Source organism: Kitasatospora sp. GP82, from assembly GCF_029892105.1.
In the GTDB taxonomy this organism is placed as follows: Bacteria; Actinomycetota; Actinomycetes; order Streptomycetales; family Streptomycetaceae; genus Kitasatospora.
On sequence record NZ_JARZAJ010000075.1, the window covers coordinates 1 to 15,569 of the forward strand.

Annotated in this window: 14 protein-coding genes and 1 pseudogene; 9 read left to right on the forward strand and 6 right to left on the reverse strand. The window is 69.8% G+C overall.

The features are described from left to right. Nucleotides 1-177 precede the first annotated feature (177 nt). On the reverse strand, nucleotides 178-1,218 hold the full coding sequence (locus P3T39_RS35780; RefSeq protein WP_280703493.1) for a hypothetical protein: 1,041 nt from the start codon (nucleotides 1,216-1,218) through the stop codon (nucleotides 178-180). Between the two features lie 691 nt (nucleotides 1,219-1,909). Between P3T39_RS35780 and P3T39_RS35785 the strand changes: the two genes are divergently transcribed. From P3T39_RS35785 to P3T39_RS35800, 4 genes and pseudogenes are all read left to right on the forward strand, one after another. Then, nucleotides 1,910-2,329 (forward strand): hypothetical protein, encoded by a 420-nt coding sequence (locus P3T39_RS35785; protein ID WP_280703494.1) that lies wholly within the window; start codon nucleotides 1,910-1,912, stop codon nucleotides 2,327-2,329. Continuing rightward, entirely contained in the window at nucleotides 2,326-2,742 is a 417-nt protein-coding gene (locus P3T39_RS35790) for a hypothetical protein (protein WP_280703495.1), read from the forward strand. Before P3T39_RS35785 ends, P3T39_RS35790 begins: the two co-directional genes overlap by 4 nt. Before the next feature lie 209 nt (nucleotides 2,743-2,951). Continuing rightward, nucleotides 2,952-3,170 (forward strand): annotated as a pseudogene (locus P3T39_RS35795) (hypothetical protein); the annotation flags it as partial. 158 nt (nucleotides 3,171-3,328) lie between these two features. After that, a complete protein-coding gene (locus P3T39_RS35800) occupies nucleotides 3,329-4,552 on the forward strand; it encodes a transposase (RefSeq protein ID WP_280703496.1) in 1,224 nt (407 codons plus the stop codon). Between the two features lie 194 nt (nucleotides 4,553-4,746). On the opposite strand, the gene P3T39_RS35805 is transcribed toward P3T39_RS35800, so the two are convergent. Together P3T39_RS35805 and P3T39_RS35810 are read right to left on the reverse strand one after the other, a co-directional pair. Further along, nucleotides 4,747-5,688 carry a hypothetical protein gene (locus P3T39_RS35805; RefSeq protein ID WP_280703497.1) on the reverse strand — a complete coding sequence of 314 codons (942 nt, stop codon included), beginning with the start codon at nucleotides 5,686-5,688 and terminating at the stop codon, nucleotides 4,747-4,749. A gap of 4 nt (nucleotides 5,689-5,692) precedes the next feature. Then, complete coding sequence (locus P3T39_RS35810) at nucleotides 5,693-5,950, reverse strand: sigma-70 family RNA polymerase sigma factor (RefSeq protein ID WP_280703505.1); 258 nt, start codon at nucleotides 5,948-5,950, stop codon at nucleotides 5,693-5,695. Nucleotides 5,951-6,497: 547 nt separating this feature from the next. Here P3T39_RS35810 and P3T39_RS35815 point away from each other — a divergent pair. Next, on the forward strand, nucleotides 6,498-7,577 hold the full coding sequence (locus P3T39_RS35815) for an ice-binding family protein (RefSeq protein ID WP_280703498.1): 1,080 nt from the start codon (nucleotides 6,498-6,500) through the stop codon (nucleotides 7,575-7,577). A gap of 275 nt (nucleotides 7,578-7,852) precedes the next feature. Next, complete coding sequence (locus P3T39_RS35820; RefSeq protein WP_280703499.1) at nucleotides 7,853-8,212, forward strand: hypothetical protein; 360 nt, start codon at nucleotides 7,853-7,855, stop codon at nucleotides 8,210-8,212. 76 nt (nucleotides 8,213-8,288) lie between these two features. On the opposite strand, the gene P3T39_RS35825 is transcribed toward P3T39_RS35820, so the two are convergent. Together P3T39_RS35825 and P3T39_RS35830 are read right to left on the reverse strand one after the other, a co-directional pair. Next, nucleotides 8,289-9,455 carry a DUF6183 family protein gene (locus tag P3T39_RS35825; RefSeq protein WP_280703500.1) on the reverse strand — a complete coding sequence of 389 codons (1,167 nt, stop codon included), beginning with the start codon at nucleotides 9,453-9,455 and terminating at the stop codon, nucleotides 8,289-8,291. 459 nt (nucleotides 9,456-9,914) lie between these two features. Then, on the reverse strand, nucleotides 9,915-10,385 hold the full coding sequence (locus tag P3T39_RS35830) for a hypothetical protein (RefSeq protein WP_280703501.1): 471 nt from the start codon (nucleotides 10,383-10,385) through the stop codon (nucleotides 9,915-9,917). A gap of 82 nt (nucleotides 10,386-10,467) precedes the next feature. On the opposite strand from P3T39_RS35830, the gene P3T39_RS35835 reads away from it, so the two are divergent. The 3 genes from P3T39_RS35835 (at nucleotide 10,468) to P3T39_RS35845 (ending at nucleotide 14,150) form a co-directional block, all read left to right on the forward strand. Then, nucleotides 10,468-12,471, forward strand: a complete 2,004-nt coding sequence (locus P3T39_RS35835) for a HEAT repeat domain-containing protein (RefSeq protein ID WP_280703502.1) — start codon at nucleotides 10,468-10,470, stop codon at nucleotides 12,469-12,471. A 323-nt stretch (nucleotides 12,472-12,794) separates the two neighbouring features. Beyond that, nucleotides 12,795-13,487, forward strand: a complete 693-nt coding sequence (locus P3T39_RS35840; protein ID WP_280703503.1) for a hypothetical protein — start codon at nucleotides 12,795-12,797, stop codon at nucleotides 13,485-13,487. A 366-nt stretch (nucleotides 13,488-13,853) separates the two neighbouring features. Further along, nucleotides 13,854-14,150 carry a hypothetical protein gene (locus P3T39_RS35845; RefSeq protein ID WP_280703506.1) on the forward strand — a complete coding sequence of 99 codons (297 nt, stop codon included), beginning with the start codon at nucleotides 13,854-13,856 and terminating at the stop codon, nucleotides 14,148-14,150. A gap of 664 nt (nucleotides 14,151-14,814) precedes the next feature. On the opposite strand, the gene P3T39_RS35850 is transcribed toward P3T39_RS35845, so the two are convergent. Continuing rightward, nucleotides 14,815-15,569 (reverse strand): IS5 family transposase (locus P3T39_RS35850; RefSeq protein ID WP_280703504.1); only part of this gene is annotated, 755 nt, incomplete at its 5' end.

Below are 15,569 nucleotides of genomic sequence, written 5' to 3' on the forward strand. Positions count from 1 at the left end.
GGCGGATACTTCATCGGTGCAGCCATGGCAGAGGCTCCCTTCTCACGACCCATCAGGTCATGTCCGGCAACCTTCCGCACCTCGGGGGAACCTCAAGCCGACTGTGCCACGCACTCGTCATGCCTCGTTCCAGCACGCGTGGCGCTTGCCGTGATGCCCTCTGGCGGCCGGGGCGATTCAGTCACGGGTGATGCCGGGGTTGGCGGCGATGATCTCCTCCGCCGTCTGCCACACCACGGGCAGCGCGGCGACGGTCTCCTGCACCCGGGCCAGAAGGTCGCTCGTGGAGGAGATGCCGAGGTCGGCCAGCAGCTCGGCGAAGGCGGGCCGAAGCGCGTGTTCGCGCTCCGGAGCATCGGTGGCGAGGATCTTGTGGCAACGGGCGAAGGTTGCCGTGATCCAGAACACCGCCTCCTGGTGGTCACCTCGGCGCGCGAGGTCGTAGCTCGCGTCGATGGCGATGGGCCTGGCGGCGGGGGTGATGTCGGAGCTGAAGGAGAACGGAGTGCGGGCAAGGGCTGCCGCCTCGTCGAAGGTCCTGGCCAGGGCGTCGACGTGGCGCTCGACCCGCTCCCCCGTCAGGTTTCGGCAGCCCGTCATCCGCAGCAGACCGGGGTACCGATCGGTCAGGCCATAGTCGGCCAGGACCTCACGGGCCCGCAGGTAGCGCAGCCGCACCGTCGGGTTGCGCAGGGCCGCGACGAGCAGGAGGTGGGTGGTGACGCCGGTCGGGAAGAGCCAGCTCGTCACCTGGTCGTGCCACGGTGCCGAGGTGTCGAAGGACCACAGGGCGGTCTCGATCTTCTCGCGGACGTTGTCGCAGCGGCGCCGCACCCACGCCTCGTCGGCGAACGAGTGCGCGACCTCGGCCTGCAGTTCGCGCAGCTCGCCCGTGGGGTCGTCGATGACGGTGTCGCGGCTCAGCCCCCCGGCGAGGTGGTAGTTCGCCAGTACCGACGGGGCCGGCTGGATCCGGTCCCAGCACAGGTGGGTGACTTCCAGCAGTACGCCCCGGTGCTCGAACTTGCCGAGTTTCAGTCCTCCGACGGGCTTGTCGATGACGAGCATGATGTCCACGTCGGTGCCGACGGGCAACGCCGCTCCCGCGCCGAGGGCCACCGTCGAACCGCTGAAGTACGCGCCGCGGTAGCCCTCGTACCGGCGGCCCTCCCGCCTGACCCAGTCCGCTGCCGCACCGCGTGCCGTGTCGATGTCCATGGGCGTCATTGTGCCGCCGCCACGGCCGCCCGGCCGTCTGCCCGTACCCACTGCTCGCACCGCGCCGTCCGGAGCGGCTGAGGGACAGGATCACTGCCGGCCCACACGTGGGCGACCGCGGTCCCTGATCGGATCGGCTCCGGACACTGACGGAACACGAAGTCGGCCGGCCGGGCCGGGAGCAGGCAGGACGTGTCGGCCCGTCATGAAGGTTCCTCGCGTGGATGTCCTGAGGCTCGCCGGGTGAGGAGACTGCGGCACTCGCCTTTTACGGTTCCACTTCCGGCGAATGCCGTCGCGGGCAGCGGAGTCCGTCTCCTCGAATTTCCGCCCCATATCAATGAACATGACGATTCATCATCTCTTTCCACTTCGCCTTGGACATGCTGGGGCTCCCCGGGCCGGCTGGGAACCTCCGGGGCATTTCTGGTACTCATGCACATGTTGGACAGCCAGATCACTACTGGGGGACTCATGGCACGGGACTTCACCGTTGACCACACGGCCCTGGATGCGAGCTCGAAGGGGCTTGACCAGGCCGCCAATGATCTCGAGGTGGTGAAGGGAGGGCTTCAGAGTCCGCCGGAGTTCAGCGCCGACCACTACGGTGACGGTCCGCCCTCAACGGCCAGTACCCCGACATGAACACCACCGAGAGCGTCCGGCTCCCGCACTGAGGACGAGCACCCCGATGAGCGCACCCACCCCGCCCCCAGGCCGCACCGACGCCCAACTCGCCGCGTACGACGTACCCACCCTGCTGCGCTTCGGTCTGCCCCAGGACGGCCCGTACCGGCTCGCCCTCTTCTCCGACGGCGCGATCGCCGCAGCGATCCACGCCGATGGTCTCGCCGTGCAGCCGCGCGGCATCCGCTTCCTCGCCGAAATCGTCCGGGCCGGCGGCATCCGCAACGCCGCCGATCTCCCCGAGCCGCTGCCCGGCCAGGCGGCCACCACCCTCGCCCGCTCCTGGCTGGATGCCGCCCTCGAAGCGGTCGGCAGCACCGGAGTGAACAGCGACACCCTGGCGGCCCGCTGGCTCGACGCGGTGGCCACCGTCCTCGGCCTGAGGATCGACAACCGCCAGGAGCAGACCGGGAGGCAGGCGTGAGGCGACCCGTCGCCCGAGCCGCCGCACTCGCGGCCGTACCGCTCCTGCTCGCGGCCGCGGGCTGCTCGGACACAGGCCGGATGGACCACGGCACGGTCTTCGCCGACAACCGGCGCGAAATCACCGTGAAACCCGGCCAGACCTTCTCACTCCACTGGAAACTCTCCGTGGTCCCCGGCAACGACTGGAAGGCGGTCCCGCCGACCGCCGACCCGAGCGTGGTGTCCTTCATCGGCGAGGACCGGATCGCCGGCGACCAGAGCCACTCCGGTGACGGCGGGAACCTCTACCTGGTCTTCAGGGCCGGCACGAAAGGCTCCACCAAGCTCGCCCTCGACAACTGCTTCACCTGTACCGGAGCCCTCAAGGACACCTACCACTCCCCCAGGACATACGCAGTGACGGTCGGCTAGGAAGGCCAGACGGGACTGCTGACGCGGCGCAGCCGTGGCCGGCGGTGACGCCGAGCCCGCCGACGGGCGGTATTTCAGCTCGGGGGTGTTCCCGAGTGGGGCTGGCCAGCAGTGCGAGAGGCTCGCGAGGATCGTCTCCCGTGGCCCGAGTGATCGCTTCCCGAAATGTTCCGAGGTCGGCGGACGATGGTGGCGGTACGGTGCGGCACATGAGTGTGGATGTCGCCTCGACAAGGCCGTTGCTACTGCTGGACGTGGATGGGCCGCTGAATCCGTATGCCGCGAAGCCTTCCCGTCGGCCGGGCGGGTACCAGACGCACCGGCTGTCGACCCCTCGCTGGGTTGCCGCCGAGAAGCTGCGGCTGTCCACCTGGGGCACGCCGAACAAGCAGCCGAAGCCCTTGCGGGTCTGGCTGAACCCCGATCACGATGGCGTCCCGCGGGATGGTGTAGCCGATCAAAGTTGAGGTGTGCGCGGGCTCGCTCCCAGGGCGCACACCTGCGAAGGACTCACGCTCCCTGAGCATGAGTCAGCCACCGTGCAACTCTCCGTAGTGAACGGCCAGTTCAATGCGGGAGGTGCACGGTGGCCCTGTCCCAGCATGACCTACTACGCCTGCTGGAGTCACTACGTTCGGTGGACGGGCTCGAACTCGTCCGCGGGGTGGCCGAGCGGATGCTGCAGGAGCTGATCGAGGCCGAGGCCACGGCCCGGATCGGCGCGGAATGGAACGAGCACACCGAGACGCGCACCGCGTTTCGCAACGGGCACCGGGACAAGACCCTGACCACCCAGGCCGGCGACCTGGACCTGGCCATCCCCAAACTGCGGTTCCGATGTCAGGCTGCGCCGGCGAGCTGGGCCGCGTGGCGCGGATCGGCAGCGGGGTGGACCTGGCTGTCCGCCGCCGGTGTTGTTCTGCCCACGGACGACCAGGTGGAACATCCCGTCGGTGGCCGGGGCCGTCCCCTGTCGACGGCTCCCGGCCCCCGCACAAGGCCGCCGCCGTGCCCGGCCTGCCCGCCTACCGCCCCTGAGCCCGGATCTGAGTACCCGTGCTCAGGTCTGCCGGGCCGCCCGCCCCGTAGCCTCGTGATCAAGGCCGGCGGGAAGACCGGCACCGACGCGGGGGCGATGCAGATGGAAACCGGCAACCACACCAAGGGCCTTTGGAAGCCGGCCGTCTTCACCGTGCTCCTGCTGCTCCTGTTCGGCGCGGTCGCGACCGGATCCTGGCTCTTCGACAACGGCCACGGCCCGATCGCCCGGCACGACAAGCCGGGGACGGACGCCGGGCAGGCCCGGGACAGCATGCAGCGCGCCCTCGAAGGCTCCGTCGGCGCCATCACCCCGCAGGTCGCGCACTCCGACGGCTGGTACTACGTGGTCCGCGCCGAGAACCACTGGGACGGCGAACCGCGGCCGACCTCCACCGTGTACCGCATGTGGTCACTCCAGACCCGGATCGACCGGTCGAGGTACGAGGCCCTCGCCGACCAGCTCGCCCAGTACTGGAGGGCGCACGGTTACAGCGTGGGCAGGTTCCAGAACTTCGCCGGTGCCAACACCGGCACCTTCCTGACCGACGAGCGCCAGATCTCCGCCACCTCGCCCGACGGCGTCTTCGTCACCCTGGAGATGGACACCCCGGGCGTGAGCCTGCAGGCCTTCCTGGACGGGGTCCAGTACGCGGGCACCGAGGTGTACGGCAAGGACCCCGCCCAGCCGGGCCACCGGCTGGGCGACTACTCGCACCAGCTGACCGTGACGCCCCCAACCGCGGACGACCCGTACTGGTCGCACCGCTGACGGCCGGCCCGACCCCGGGCCAGCAACAACGGAGATCCCGTCCGGTCCTTTCGGACCGAGCGGGATCGCATGTCCTGATGCGGTGGCAGTGGGAATCCCCTTCCGACCAGCGCCGCCGTACGGCCCCCGCAGCGGAACGGCCCGGGCACGGACACCCATGTCCGTGCCCGGGCCGTTCCGTCCGTCGCCGAGGGCTAGCGGGCGTGGCGGCGTACGAGGACCTTGAGGACCTCCCGGGCGTCGCGGCGGCGGTCGGCGCTGCGGGCGGCGACGGCGGTGACGGCCGCGGCGGTGATCGCCACGGCGTACCAGGCGGCGCCGGCGGCGGTGATGAGCGCGGCGTTGTGCAGGACGGGAGACACGGTTCTTCTCCTGGCGGTCGGGGCGGTGTCGGTGGCGGTGCTACTGACAGACGAGGTCGTGCAGCTGCTCGGCGATGGTGTCTCGGTGGGCAGGACGAAGGCGCCCAAGCGGTCGTCCTCGCGCACGGCGTCGAGGTCGTCGACCGTGCTGCGCAGCTTCGGGTCGGGCCGGGCCAGGTCGGTGGTGTCGCCGGGCAGGTGCTGGCTGTGCCAGGGGATGTTGAACAGGTAGAGGTCGATCTGCGGGACGCTGGGCGGGGGCGGCGCGGTGGGCAGGGAGCGGTTCGACTGATCCATGAGCCGGGCGGTCTCGTGGAAGTAGTGCTCGGCGTCCCTCAGCTCGCCGAGGGCGGCGTGGTGGAGGTAGAGGGCGTAGGCGGCGTTGCTCTCGCCGCCGCCAGCGGCGAACTGCCACCACCACTGGGCGTTGTTGGGGTGGCCACTGAGGTAGAGGAGGGCGGCGAAGACGAGGGCGCCCTTGGGGTCGCGGGCGAGGCGCAGTCCGTCGAGGTGTTCGGGGGCGTCGTCCTCGTTGATGATGCAGGTGGCGAGGGTGCGCAGGTCGCGTTCGGCGTGCTGCTGGAAGGTGAGGGCCTGCTCGTGCTCGGGCTGTTCGGCGGGGCGCGGCGGGTCGTTCCGCTCGGGTGCGGCCGTCTGCTGTTTGAGGGCGGCGATCTTCGCGGCGATGCGGCGGCGGCCGGCCTGGGGGTCGTAGCCAGTGAAGCGGGCGTAGGGGGCGGCGGTGTGGGTCAGGTGGTCGAGTTCGGCGTTCACCGGTCTACTCCTCGTCGGACTCTGAGACGGCGAGCAGCGTGTGCTTGCGGAGCTTGCTGTGGGCCTGGTGGACGAGCACGCGAACGGTGCCCGGGTTGATGCCCATCACGGCGGCGGTGTCGGCGTTGCTGTACTCCGGGAAGCGGTTGAACAGCAGCGCGTCGTACTGGCGCTCGGGCAGGCGGCTGATGGCGTGGTAGATCCCGAGCCCGTCTCCAAGTGCCTCGAAGACGGGGCGGGTGGCGCGGTTGGCGGCGTCCATGAAGACGGTCTTCTCGACCAGCGTGAGGACCTCGCCGCGCTGGCGGCGCTCGTTCTCCACCGCGAAGCGCAGCAGCCCCCAGGCGTGGCCGACGGGGTTGGACCGGGTGAGGACCTGGTCCCAGTCGGCGCCGAGGTGGGCGAAGACGTCAGGCAGGTCGGGTATCCGATGGACCACCAGGAACCGGTCGCCATCACCACCGATTCGCCCGACCAGCCCGGCCAAATCCTCAGCGGACACACGAACGTGCCGCTCCCAGTTCTGCGTCAGTAGCGGGTGCACGAGGCACAGGACGCAGCGTCGTGCTCCGCTCACCCGGTCGCGGTGAGATCCAGGCACCCACGAGAGGGGTTCGGCAGTGGATTCCCCTCAAATGTCCGGCTCCTGATGACGCGGCACGGACTCGTCTCCGTGATCCCGCCCAGTCGATCACGGCTACCTCCGCCCGCATGAATGCTTGCATACGCCCTAAGCCGATATGCCTGGCCTATGTGGGATTGTGACTGTCGTAAGGCTCGCTTGACGTAGCCTCAACGAAAGGAAACCCATGATGATCACTGGTCTCACGGGCACCCTCCGCAGGATTGCCGCCCAATCCCGGCTGGCCCCGGCCCTCACCCTCGTCTGTGCGACGACTGCCCTCATCGGTGTAGCCACGCCGCCGAGCGCAGGCGCGGCCACGCCACCGAGCGCGAGCCCGAGAACGGCCACGCCACCGGTATCGCTGGGCACCGCCGGAGACTTCGCGGTCCTCGCCGCGTCGACCATCACGAACACCGGTCCCACCACGGTCAACGGCGACCTCGGACTGAGCCCGGGTACCTCGGTGACCGGCTTTCCCCCCGGGCAGGTGAACGGGACCCAGCACGTGGCCGACGCTGTCGCACTGCAAGCCAAGAACGACCTGACCGCCGCGTACAACGACGCCGCGGGGCGCCCGACCACGGCCACCGTCCCGGTGGAACTCGGCGGAACCACCAAGACCCCCGGCGTGTACGACTCGCCCGCCGGCACGTTCGGAATCACCGGACCGTTGACCCTCGACGCTCAGGGCGACCCGAACGCCGTCTTCATCTTCAAGGCCGCATCCACCCTCACCACCGCGTCCGCGAGCAGCGTGAACCTCGTCAACGGCGCGCGGGCCTGCAACGTCTTCTGGCAGGTCGGTAGCTCCGCGACGCTCGGAACCAACTCCATCCTCCGGGGAAACGTCCTGGCCCTCGCCTCGATCACCGTCACAACGGGGGTGACCGTGGAGGGCCGGACGCTGGCCCGCAACGCCGCGGTCACGCTGGACAGTGACACGATCACCCGCACGACCTGCGACCAAGCGCCCGTCACCACCACCACCAGCCTGACCTCCTCGGCCAACCCCACGCCGCCGTTCCAGCAGGTCACCTTCACCGCCGCAGTGGCGGCCGGTTCCGGTACGGCCGTCCCCAGTGGTCTCGTGGTGTTCATGGACAGGTCGCAGCTCGTCGCCGTCGTCCCGCTCGACAGCACCGGGCACGCGGTGTTCACGACCTCGACCCTGGCCGTCGGTCTTCACCTGATCCAGGCGGCCTATCTGGGCGGGGGCGGGTTCGCGGCCAGCACCTCACCGACGATCTACGAGCTCGTCCAATAGAGCTGAACCACCGTCGGCCTCCGCGCACCAGCGTTGTGTGTGGAGGCCCAGGCTGTCGGCGGCGATATGCCGCCTACGCCCTTCACCCGCCTCCCGCCGTCGTAGCCCTGGCTCTCGGCCGCCCCGGCACCGGTACCAGTACCGTCATCGATCCTGACCTCGCCCCCGTCACTCAGTGGACTCACGTTGATCCGACGGAAGGCCGGCGCCGTCGCGGGACGAGCCAGCCTTTCGCCGCGCGGTGATGCCGTTCAGGCCGGGTCCTGCGCAGGGAAGTGCCGGTCGAGGATCTCGACCCACGTGCACAGGACGACGAAGCCTGTGGTGTCGGCCTGCACCTCGACGAGCTGGGTGAGGGCCGCGATGAACGGCGCAGCGGCGGTGTCGGCCGGGAGGGAGGCGGCGGCGGTCTGCAGCCGCTGGTGGGCAGCGGGGAAGGCGTTGCGGGCCCGGGATTCCTGTTCCTTGACGTGCTGGGCGCCGGCTTCGAGCAGGATCCGCTCGATCAGGTAGCCGGGGCACTGGGGCCGGTGCCAGGTTTCGGTGATGCCGCCGGTGCCGACCGAGATAATGCGGATGTTGTCGCTGTCCGGTCCTGCCTGGCAGTCAGCGAGTGGGCGGCGGAGCCCGCATGAACGGCGACGAGCTCCTGGTCGTGACCGCCGCGGTCGCCCTGGTGGCCGGGTACGTGCTGGGTCAGGTGACCATCCGTCAGTCGGTATCGGTGGCGGCCAGCACGGCGATTCCCTGGCTGTCGGGGCGCAGCGCCGCCACGGCCAGGTCCCAGGCAACGTCGTAGAACCAGGCGGAGCCGGGATCGGGGCGGAACCAGTGGGTCTGCCGGGCCAGTTCGGCGATCCGCTCGACCGGGGCGTCCACCGGAGCCCCGGTCAGCCCGCCGAGCGAGCGCCAGGTGGCGAGCCTCCCGTGGGCGCCGTACTGGGCCGGGCCGTATGCCGATCCCCGGGTGGCCGCGGTGAGCAGGATCCGGAACACTTCCTCGGCGGTGGACGGATGGAGCTGGGCCCGTTCCTGCTCCCAGGGGGTCAGCAGCAGCCGTTCGAACACGGCCGGGAAGTCCTCCGGCGGCACCGGGTCGGGCGACCAGAAGTCCTGAGCGGCGATCCGGCCGTTCGAGTCCGTGCACCAGTGCCGGACGGCCGCGCCCATCACGTCGGCCGTCTCGGGGACGCTGATCTCGGTCATCTCGATGCCCGCCGTACGCTCCCGCATCGGCGGCGTGACGTGGAGTTCGGCGGCGCCGTGAAACGTCCCGGCCAGGGACGACACGGCCCAGGTCCAGTCGGGCGCCGCACCGTCCGGGCGGATCAGCCCCTGCTCCTCCGGCAGCAGGTGCAGGGGCAGTACGGCGAGCGGATGCCCGTCCGCGACGAGCTTTCGGGCGAAGGCGAGGAGGGTGGGAGACTCCTCGACCAGAGCCCCGGTGAGCACCAGCTCGTGCAGCAGGCAGGCCCGGAACTCCCGGGGGTGCACTGCATCCGCCTGCTCCCCGTACACCACTCGCTCGATGTCCTCGGCACCTTGACTGTGGGCGACCATCGCCGCCAGCGCGCGTTCCTCCCGCTGCCGTTGCCGGCCGTCCGGTGAGAGCGAAAGAGGGGTCCGGAGCAGAGCGCGCAGGCTCTCCGGTGCCGCGCAGCCGGCCAGGCTTCGGAGGAGGTGGCCCAGCACCGCGAGGTGGTTGCCGGAGGGACCCCCTTCCGCTGCGGCCTGCCCGGCGATGTCCCCGCCGAGGCTGGCGACCCAGTCGAAGTCACCGGCCGAGACCCGCAGGTCGATCTCGTGCTGGAGCTCGGCGACATCCGCGTATTCGGCTGCGGACAGCGCCGCTACCGTGCGGGCCTGATCCTCGTTCATCTGGGGTGGTGTCTCGTCTCGGTCTCGCACTGGCGGCTGGTGTCGGCCGAGTCTAGCCACGGCAGGCCGCTGTCGAACTCCCGTTTTCGCGCTGACGTGCCGTCACCCGTGCGGGTGTACCTCGGGTCGTTCCGGTCAGCTGGCCGGCGGTGGGCCTGGGACCTTCATGCCACCGGCGGTCGATGTCGGCGGCAGTAGCGCCGGTGGCCGATGACCGCAACCACACTGGCTTGGGATCGCGGTCGCCAAGCAGGTGGTCGACTTCTAACCGGATCAACGTGCCGTCGATGACGGGGAGTTCATCGTTTCGGTGCACCATGGTGTCTTGCCGGGCCGGCCGTGTGCTGCCTGTGGCTATGGGTTCTTATCGGAGTGCGGCGGCTTGGAGCTCCGGTGGGAGGTCAGCCAGGGGGACGCCGACCGTCCACTGGGGGCCGTCGGGCAGGGCCTGGGGGAAGGTCAGCGGGAAGCGGCCACCACGGCGGCCCCAAGGATCCTGTGGGGGCCGTAGACGGCAGTGCTCTGCGGCTTGAAGTAGGGCCGGCAGGTCAGGGTCAGTAGTGGCGTGATGGTGTGGTCGGTGCCGGCCAGGGCCCGGGTGATGGCGGGCGTCGGCGTGCGGTGGCACACGATGGTCAGGTGGGCGCCGGTGCGCTGTTGAAAGGCGAGAAGGTGGCGCCAACGCGCGAGGGTGAGGAGGTGGCCGCGCAGCAGGATCAGGTGGTGCAGGCGCATGGTGCGGGCCCAGGCCGCAGCGGCGGCCCAGGTGAGCGCGGGCTGGGTGTTCCAACGCCCGGGCGGCGTGTAGGGCTTGCCGAGGGCGGCGAGGACATCGTGGGCGAGGGCGGCCGGGCGGGCGGCGGGGCGGGGCGGGCCGGGTGTGGCACGCGTCGCAGGGTTCTCCAGGCTGAACTGTGTCTCATGAGGCATCAGCGAATTCGAGCGACAGGACGGCGGGTTTCTTGGACGATGACGGCCGGTGGCGAGCAGGACGACGTGGTGGTGAAGAAGGATGACGGTGACGGGAATGTCGTTGGAGGCGCTGGACTCCGTGGCGTGGGATGAGCTTGAAACGGCGCATCCGCACGATCCGGTCGAGGACGTACCGCGGACGCTGCGCCTGCTCGCCTTGGCGGGGGCGGAGGCGACAGAGGAGAACTGCTACCCGCTCTACTCCCTCGTCACGAGGAACGAGGGTCGGACGCCGACCGCAGCGGCAGCCGCCCTGCCGTTCGTCGTCGCGCTCGCCGCCGACCCGGCCATGGGCGCTCGGGTCTCCCTCGTCGAGCTGCTGGTGGCCATGCACGCCCCGGCGCTGGCAGACGAGGACTGGACGGGAACGTGGGCCCTGCTCGCGGATCCGGACCCGGAGGTGCGGCGGGCGGCGATACCCCTGGCAGCCGGGATCGTACGGCTGCTGGAGCAATGGCGGGTGGAGCCGGATCCGACGGTTCGGCTGCCGCTGCTGCTTGCCCTCGGCGAGGCCGCATCCGGGGAGGCCGGGGCCGGCAGGACCGGCGACGCTTTCGACGAGGCGCGGGCGGTGCTGGCGGAGGTGCTGGGCGGGGACGATCCGGTGCTGTGGGTCGCGGCCGTGCACGCCTCGGCGGGACTCGACCGGGAGCTGCCAGTCCGGCAAATGGACCGGCTGATCAAGGTGTTCTCCGATCCCGCGCTGCGACCACGGTTCGAAGAGGTCTGGTACACCCCGGATGTCGACGGTCCCTGGACCCGCGAGGACCTGGTCCGGTCGACGGCCTGGAAGCCCGCGCACGACCCCGGCGCGGAACTCTCCTTCGCCGTCCGGCTGATCGAGACGGCGGACCGCACCGGGGACGCCGCGCTGTGCCGGGTGGCACTGGACCTGGCGTGGCGGCTCCTCACCAAACGGCGTTCCGTGGAAACCGCCTTGCTGCCGCTGGCAGGCAGGCTGCTGACCGATCCGGACGGCGCCGTACGGCTCCGGGCGGCAAACATGCTCGCCGTACTGGGCCCGGCGGCGGCCCCGTACGCCGACCGACTGGCGGCGCTGCTCGACGACGACGGGGCCGACGAGTACCTCGACGGAACGGTCGGCGAAATCGCCCGTTGGGCGCTGGCCCGGACCGGTGACCCGCGCGCCCTGCCGGGCCTCATCGAGCAGCTCCGTGCTCAAGAGGAGGAGCAGGGCCGCGGCTACGTCGTCGGTGATCCGAGGCGGCCGGACATCAAGGACGTGCTGATCCCGCTGCGGGCGCACGCGGACATCCTGCTGCCCGCGATGCGGGAGACGATCCGGCAGGGCGGGGCCCGAGGTGATGCGACCCGCAGGTTCCTTGAGGTGCTGGAAGCATGGGGCGAGGACGCGCTGCCGGCCCTGCCTGATCTCCTCCCGCTGCTGGCCGACACCTGGACCTCGATCCATGTGATCGGGGTGCTGCGAGCGATGGGCCCGGCCGCCGCCTCAGCCGAACCGGCCCTGCGCACCTGCCAGGTGCTGGACTCCCCGGGCAACCACTCGTTCGTGGCCTGGACCGCCGCATACATCGGCGAGGACCGCGAGGCAGCACTGCGGCTCGTCGGCGACGCGGTCATGACGGCGGAAGAACCCGGATACGGGCCGATCGGCGCCCTGACCGACTTCGGCCTCGACGCGGCGCCCTACGCGGACCGGGTCCGGCTCGCCATGGAGAACAGCACACACTGGCCGCGCCTCACCGCCGCGATCACACTCTGGTCGATCACGGGCCAGGCCGAACCGAGCATGCAGGTTCTGGAGGAGTTCGTGCTGCCGATCGCCGACGGCGGTGACGGCTTCGGGTTCTTCCACGAGGCGCTCCAGGCTCTGATCCGGATGGGCGAGATCAGCCCGGCGATCCGGGCCGCGCTGCTGACGGTTCGGCAGTCGGACCGTCGCCTGTCCACAGATGGGGGATACCCGATGATTCTCCGCGACGAGGAACTGCGCGGCCTGGTCGAACAGGCCCTCGCGTGTGCGGGTCCCCGCTCGGGCGAGACATGCCGAAACGTCTGGTGAAGCAGGGGAGCGCGGGGTGAACGCCATGACGGTCCTGCACGTGCGCTGCCACCGGGTGCCGTTCGAGACCTACCGGGAGCTGTTCGGTGTCCTCGGCGACATCTCCCCCGTGGTCCAGGCACTCCCACCCGACAGTGCCCTGGTCGACGTCACCGGCGCCCTCAAGTACTTCCGCCGCAGCCCGGCGCAGCTGGGGGATCTGCTGCAGACCCGGCTCGCCGCGCGGTACGGGCTGACCGTGACGGTGGGCGGAGGGTCGAACCGGATGATCGCCAGCATCGCCGCCGACACCTGCCCGCCGGGCGGACTTCAGCTCGTGGCCGATGACCCGGGACGCTGTGAGGGCGTTCCTGGACCCGCAGCCGGTGCTCGCGCTGCCCGGTGTCGGACCGGCGCTCGCCAGGACCCTGGACCGGTACGGGCTGGAGACTGTCGGCGACCTGCGCGTGCTACCGCCGGCGACCCTGCAACGCATCGCCGGGGCGGGCACCGCACGACTCCTGGCCGAGCGGGCGAACGGCACCGACCCGCGTAAGGTCTCCCCCACCGGGCCGCCCGCCACAATCGCGGCCAAGCGCACCTCCGACCGCGACGTCCTGGACCCCGGCCAGGTCCGGCAGGCGCTGCTTTCCCTGGCCGTCGAACTCGGTGCCCGGCTGCGCCAGTCCCAGCAGATCGCGCGGACCGTCGAGCTGCAGATCACCTACGCCGACCGCTCCAGCACCACCCGCTCCCGGACAGTGAAGGAGCCGACCGGCCACACCCCCGCCCTGCAGCAGACCCTGTACTCCCTCCACAGCGGGCTCGGCCTGGAACGGGCACGTATTCGAGGCGTCACCGCCCGGGTCGGCGCTCTTGGTTCAGCGGCGGCTACAGCGGTCCAGCTCACCTTCGACCGGGCCGTGGAGGACGCCCGCACCCTGGAGCCGGTCGTCGACAAGGCCAACGCCCGCTTTGGGCACGGCTCGCTGCGACCCGCCTCGCTGAGCAGGAGCACCAAACACCTCAGTCGGTAGGGGTGGTCTCCTCGGTGACGGCGCTGCCGGGCGCCGCCGAGAAACCCGGGGCCACGGCCGCGAAGAAGACCGCCCGTGGGAAGGATCATCCACTCGTGTGGGTGGGCCGAGGCCGAAGAAGTAGGCGAGCGCCTCGGGCCCGTCCTCTGGCTTTGTACACGAGTTGCCACGTCATTTGTCGATGAGTGCGGGAGTCACCTTGCCGACGGCCAGGTCGATGTTCACGGCCTCAGGAGGCACCCCGCCGCCTCCCCCGGTCCGATCGCCCTGTCGGCGCTGGGCTGGCACACGTAACTTCAACCACAGCGTGGCGTTGAACGGATCACGAAGATGAAGGGCTCATTGAACAGGAGCATCACAGTGATCATGAAGGTTCTGGCTGGCGCGGCTTTCGCGACTGCAGCCACGATGGCCGTCGCTGCACCCGCATCCGCATCCGCATCCGACACGGACTTCGGAACCCGCAACGGCGACAGCGCCATCGCGGGCGACGCCGGCGGCATCCTCAACACCTATGGTGCTCCGCTCATCAACGTCGACGGCCGCTGCCTGGTGCCGCTACCGGAGGGTGAGGGCATCGGGGGGCACCTGCTCGGCGGGCCCAAGGCCACGTGCAACATCGCGCCCGTCGACCAGTTCCAGGTACCGCAGAAGCTGCTCTGACAGCAGCACCGCGGGTAACGCCTCCCGTGCCGGCCCCGCGGATCCGTCAAGGTCGAAGCAGCTCGGCCAGACCGCGATGGAGCGGTCCCGGTGAGTGGCCGACTGACCAAGGCGGACCAAGCTTCAGCGCCTGGTCCTCGCCGCGGTCGACCCGTACATCGACCAAGCCGTACTCGGCGACCGCATCGCTGAGGAAGAACGGCACCGGAGGCAACTCACGGCTCGGTGGATGGGCTTCTAACCGTCCACCGGGCCGTGAGTGACTCCCGAACTCATCGATATTGATCAAGAGACGAGGCTGCGCAGCGACTCCCGAAACCGTCGACAGACGACTCCCGTTCTCGCGTACAAAGCCAGTCCTCGAAGTCCGTGTCGCGGAGGGAGTCGTAGCAAGACCAGGAACACACGGAGAACGGGTTCCACGGCACGTACGCCTCACAGACCGCGCAGGTCATCATCGGGGTGTCGATCGGCTCGCTCATGCGCCACCGCCGTGAACTCGGGGACACTTTCTGGCCGCCTGCCCAGCCTATCCAGACCCGTGTGCCGCCGTAGCGACCAGAGCGGCCAGGGGTGTTACAAGGCCGCCCCTGGCATTCCACGGCAGGCCGCCGATCGTCTTCTCTCAGAGGGCATTTGATGAGAGTAGTTTGCCCTTTATGTCCTAGTAGGTGCCTCGCCAGGTTGGTGTGCTCTCGTCCGTTATGCGCTTGGCGAGGTTGTCGATCGAGGCGATGTGGATCATGGCCTCGGAGCTGGCCGGGAGGGTCTCGTAGTCGCGGGTGAGGCGCCTTCTCAGCATGATCCACCCAAGGCTTCGTTCGACCACCCACCGCCTTTTCACCACGTGAAATCCGGGGACGTCGGACTTCCGGTGAACGACCTCGACGTCGATTCCCAGGCTGGCGCCGTGCTCGACCATGGCGTTCTTGAAGCCGGTGTCGACCCAGCTTTTGGAGATGCTCGGGTAGGTCTTCTTGGCCTGGTTGAGGAGGTGTATTCCCACGGCGTTCTCGGACAGGCTCGCGGCGGTGACGGCCACGGCGAGGATCAGCCCGATGGTGTCGGTGAGGATGCCGCGCTTCCGGCCGACGATTTTCTTCGCGGCGTCGGTTCCCTGGCTGGTCAGGGGCACGTTGGTGGAGGTCTTCACGCTCTGGGTGTCGATCACGGATGCTGTCGGCTCGGGGTTGCGTCCCTCCTTCACGCGGGCCAGGCCGGTCAGGTCGTAGTTGAGCTGGGCAAAGATCCCCTCGTCGCGCCAGGCGGCGTAGTAGGCGTAGACGGTGCCGTGGTTCGGGAAGTCGTGCGGGAGGTACTTCCAGGGGATTCCCGTGCGGTTGACGTAGAGGATCGCGTTGAACACGTCGCGCAGTTCGACCTTTGCCGGCTGTCCGGTGGGCCTGCGGTCGAGCCGGG

Excerpts from the sequence above, each read along its gene's own strand:
- P3T39_RS35780 (WP_280703493.1), bottom strand. The coding sequence starts at position 1,218 with ATGGACATCGACACGGCACGCGGTGCGGCAGCGGACTGGGTCAGGCGG.
- P3T39_RS35785 (WP_280703494.1), top strand. The coding sequence starts at position 1,910 with ATGAGCGCACCCACCCCGCCCCCAGGCCGCACCGACGCCCAACTCGCC.
- P3T39_RS35810 (WP_280703505.1), bottom strand. The coding sequence starts at position 5,950 with ATGGACGCCGCCAACCGCGCCACCCGCCCCGTCTTCGAGGCACTTGGA.
- P3T39_RS35815 (WP_280703498.1), top strand. The coding sequence starts at position 6,498 with ATGATGATCACTGGTCTCACGGGCACCCTCCGCAGGATTGCCGCCCAA.
- P3T39_RS35825 (WP_280703500.1), bottom strand. The coding sequence starts at position 9,455 with ATGAACGAGGATCAGGCCCGCACGGTAGCGGCGCTGTCCGCAGCCGAA.
- P3T39_RS35830 (WP_280703501.1), bottom strand. The coding sequence starts at position 10,385 with ATGCCTCATGAGACACAGTTCAGCCTGGAGAACCCTGCGACGCGTGCC.
- P3T39_RS35835 (WP_280703502.1), top strand. The coding sequence starts at position 10,468 with ATGACGGTGACGGGAATGTCGTTGGAGGCGCTGGACTCCGTGGCGTGG.
- P3T39_RS35840 (WP_280703503.1), top strand. The coding sequence starts at position 12,795 with ATGACCCGGGACGCTGTGAGGGCGTTCCTGGACCCGCAGCCGGTGCTC.
- P3T39_RS35845 (WP_280703506.1), top strand. The coding sequence starts at position 13,854 with ATGAAGGTTCTGGCTGGCGCGGCTTTCGCGACTGCAGCCACGATGGCC.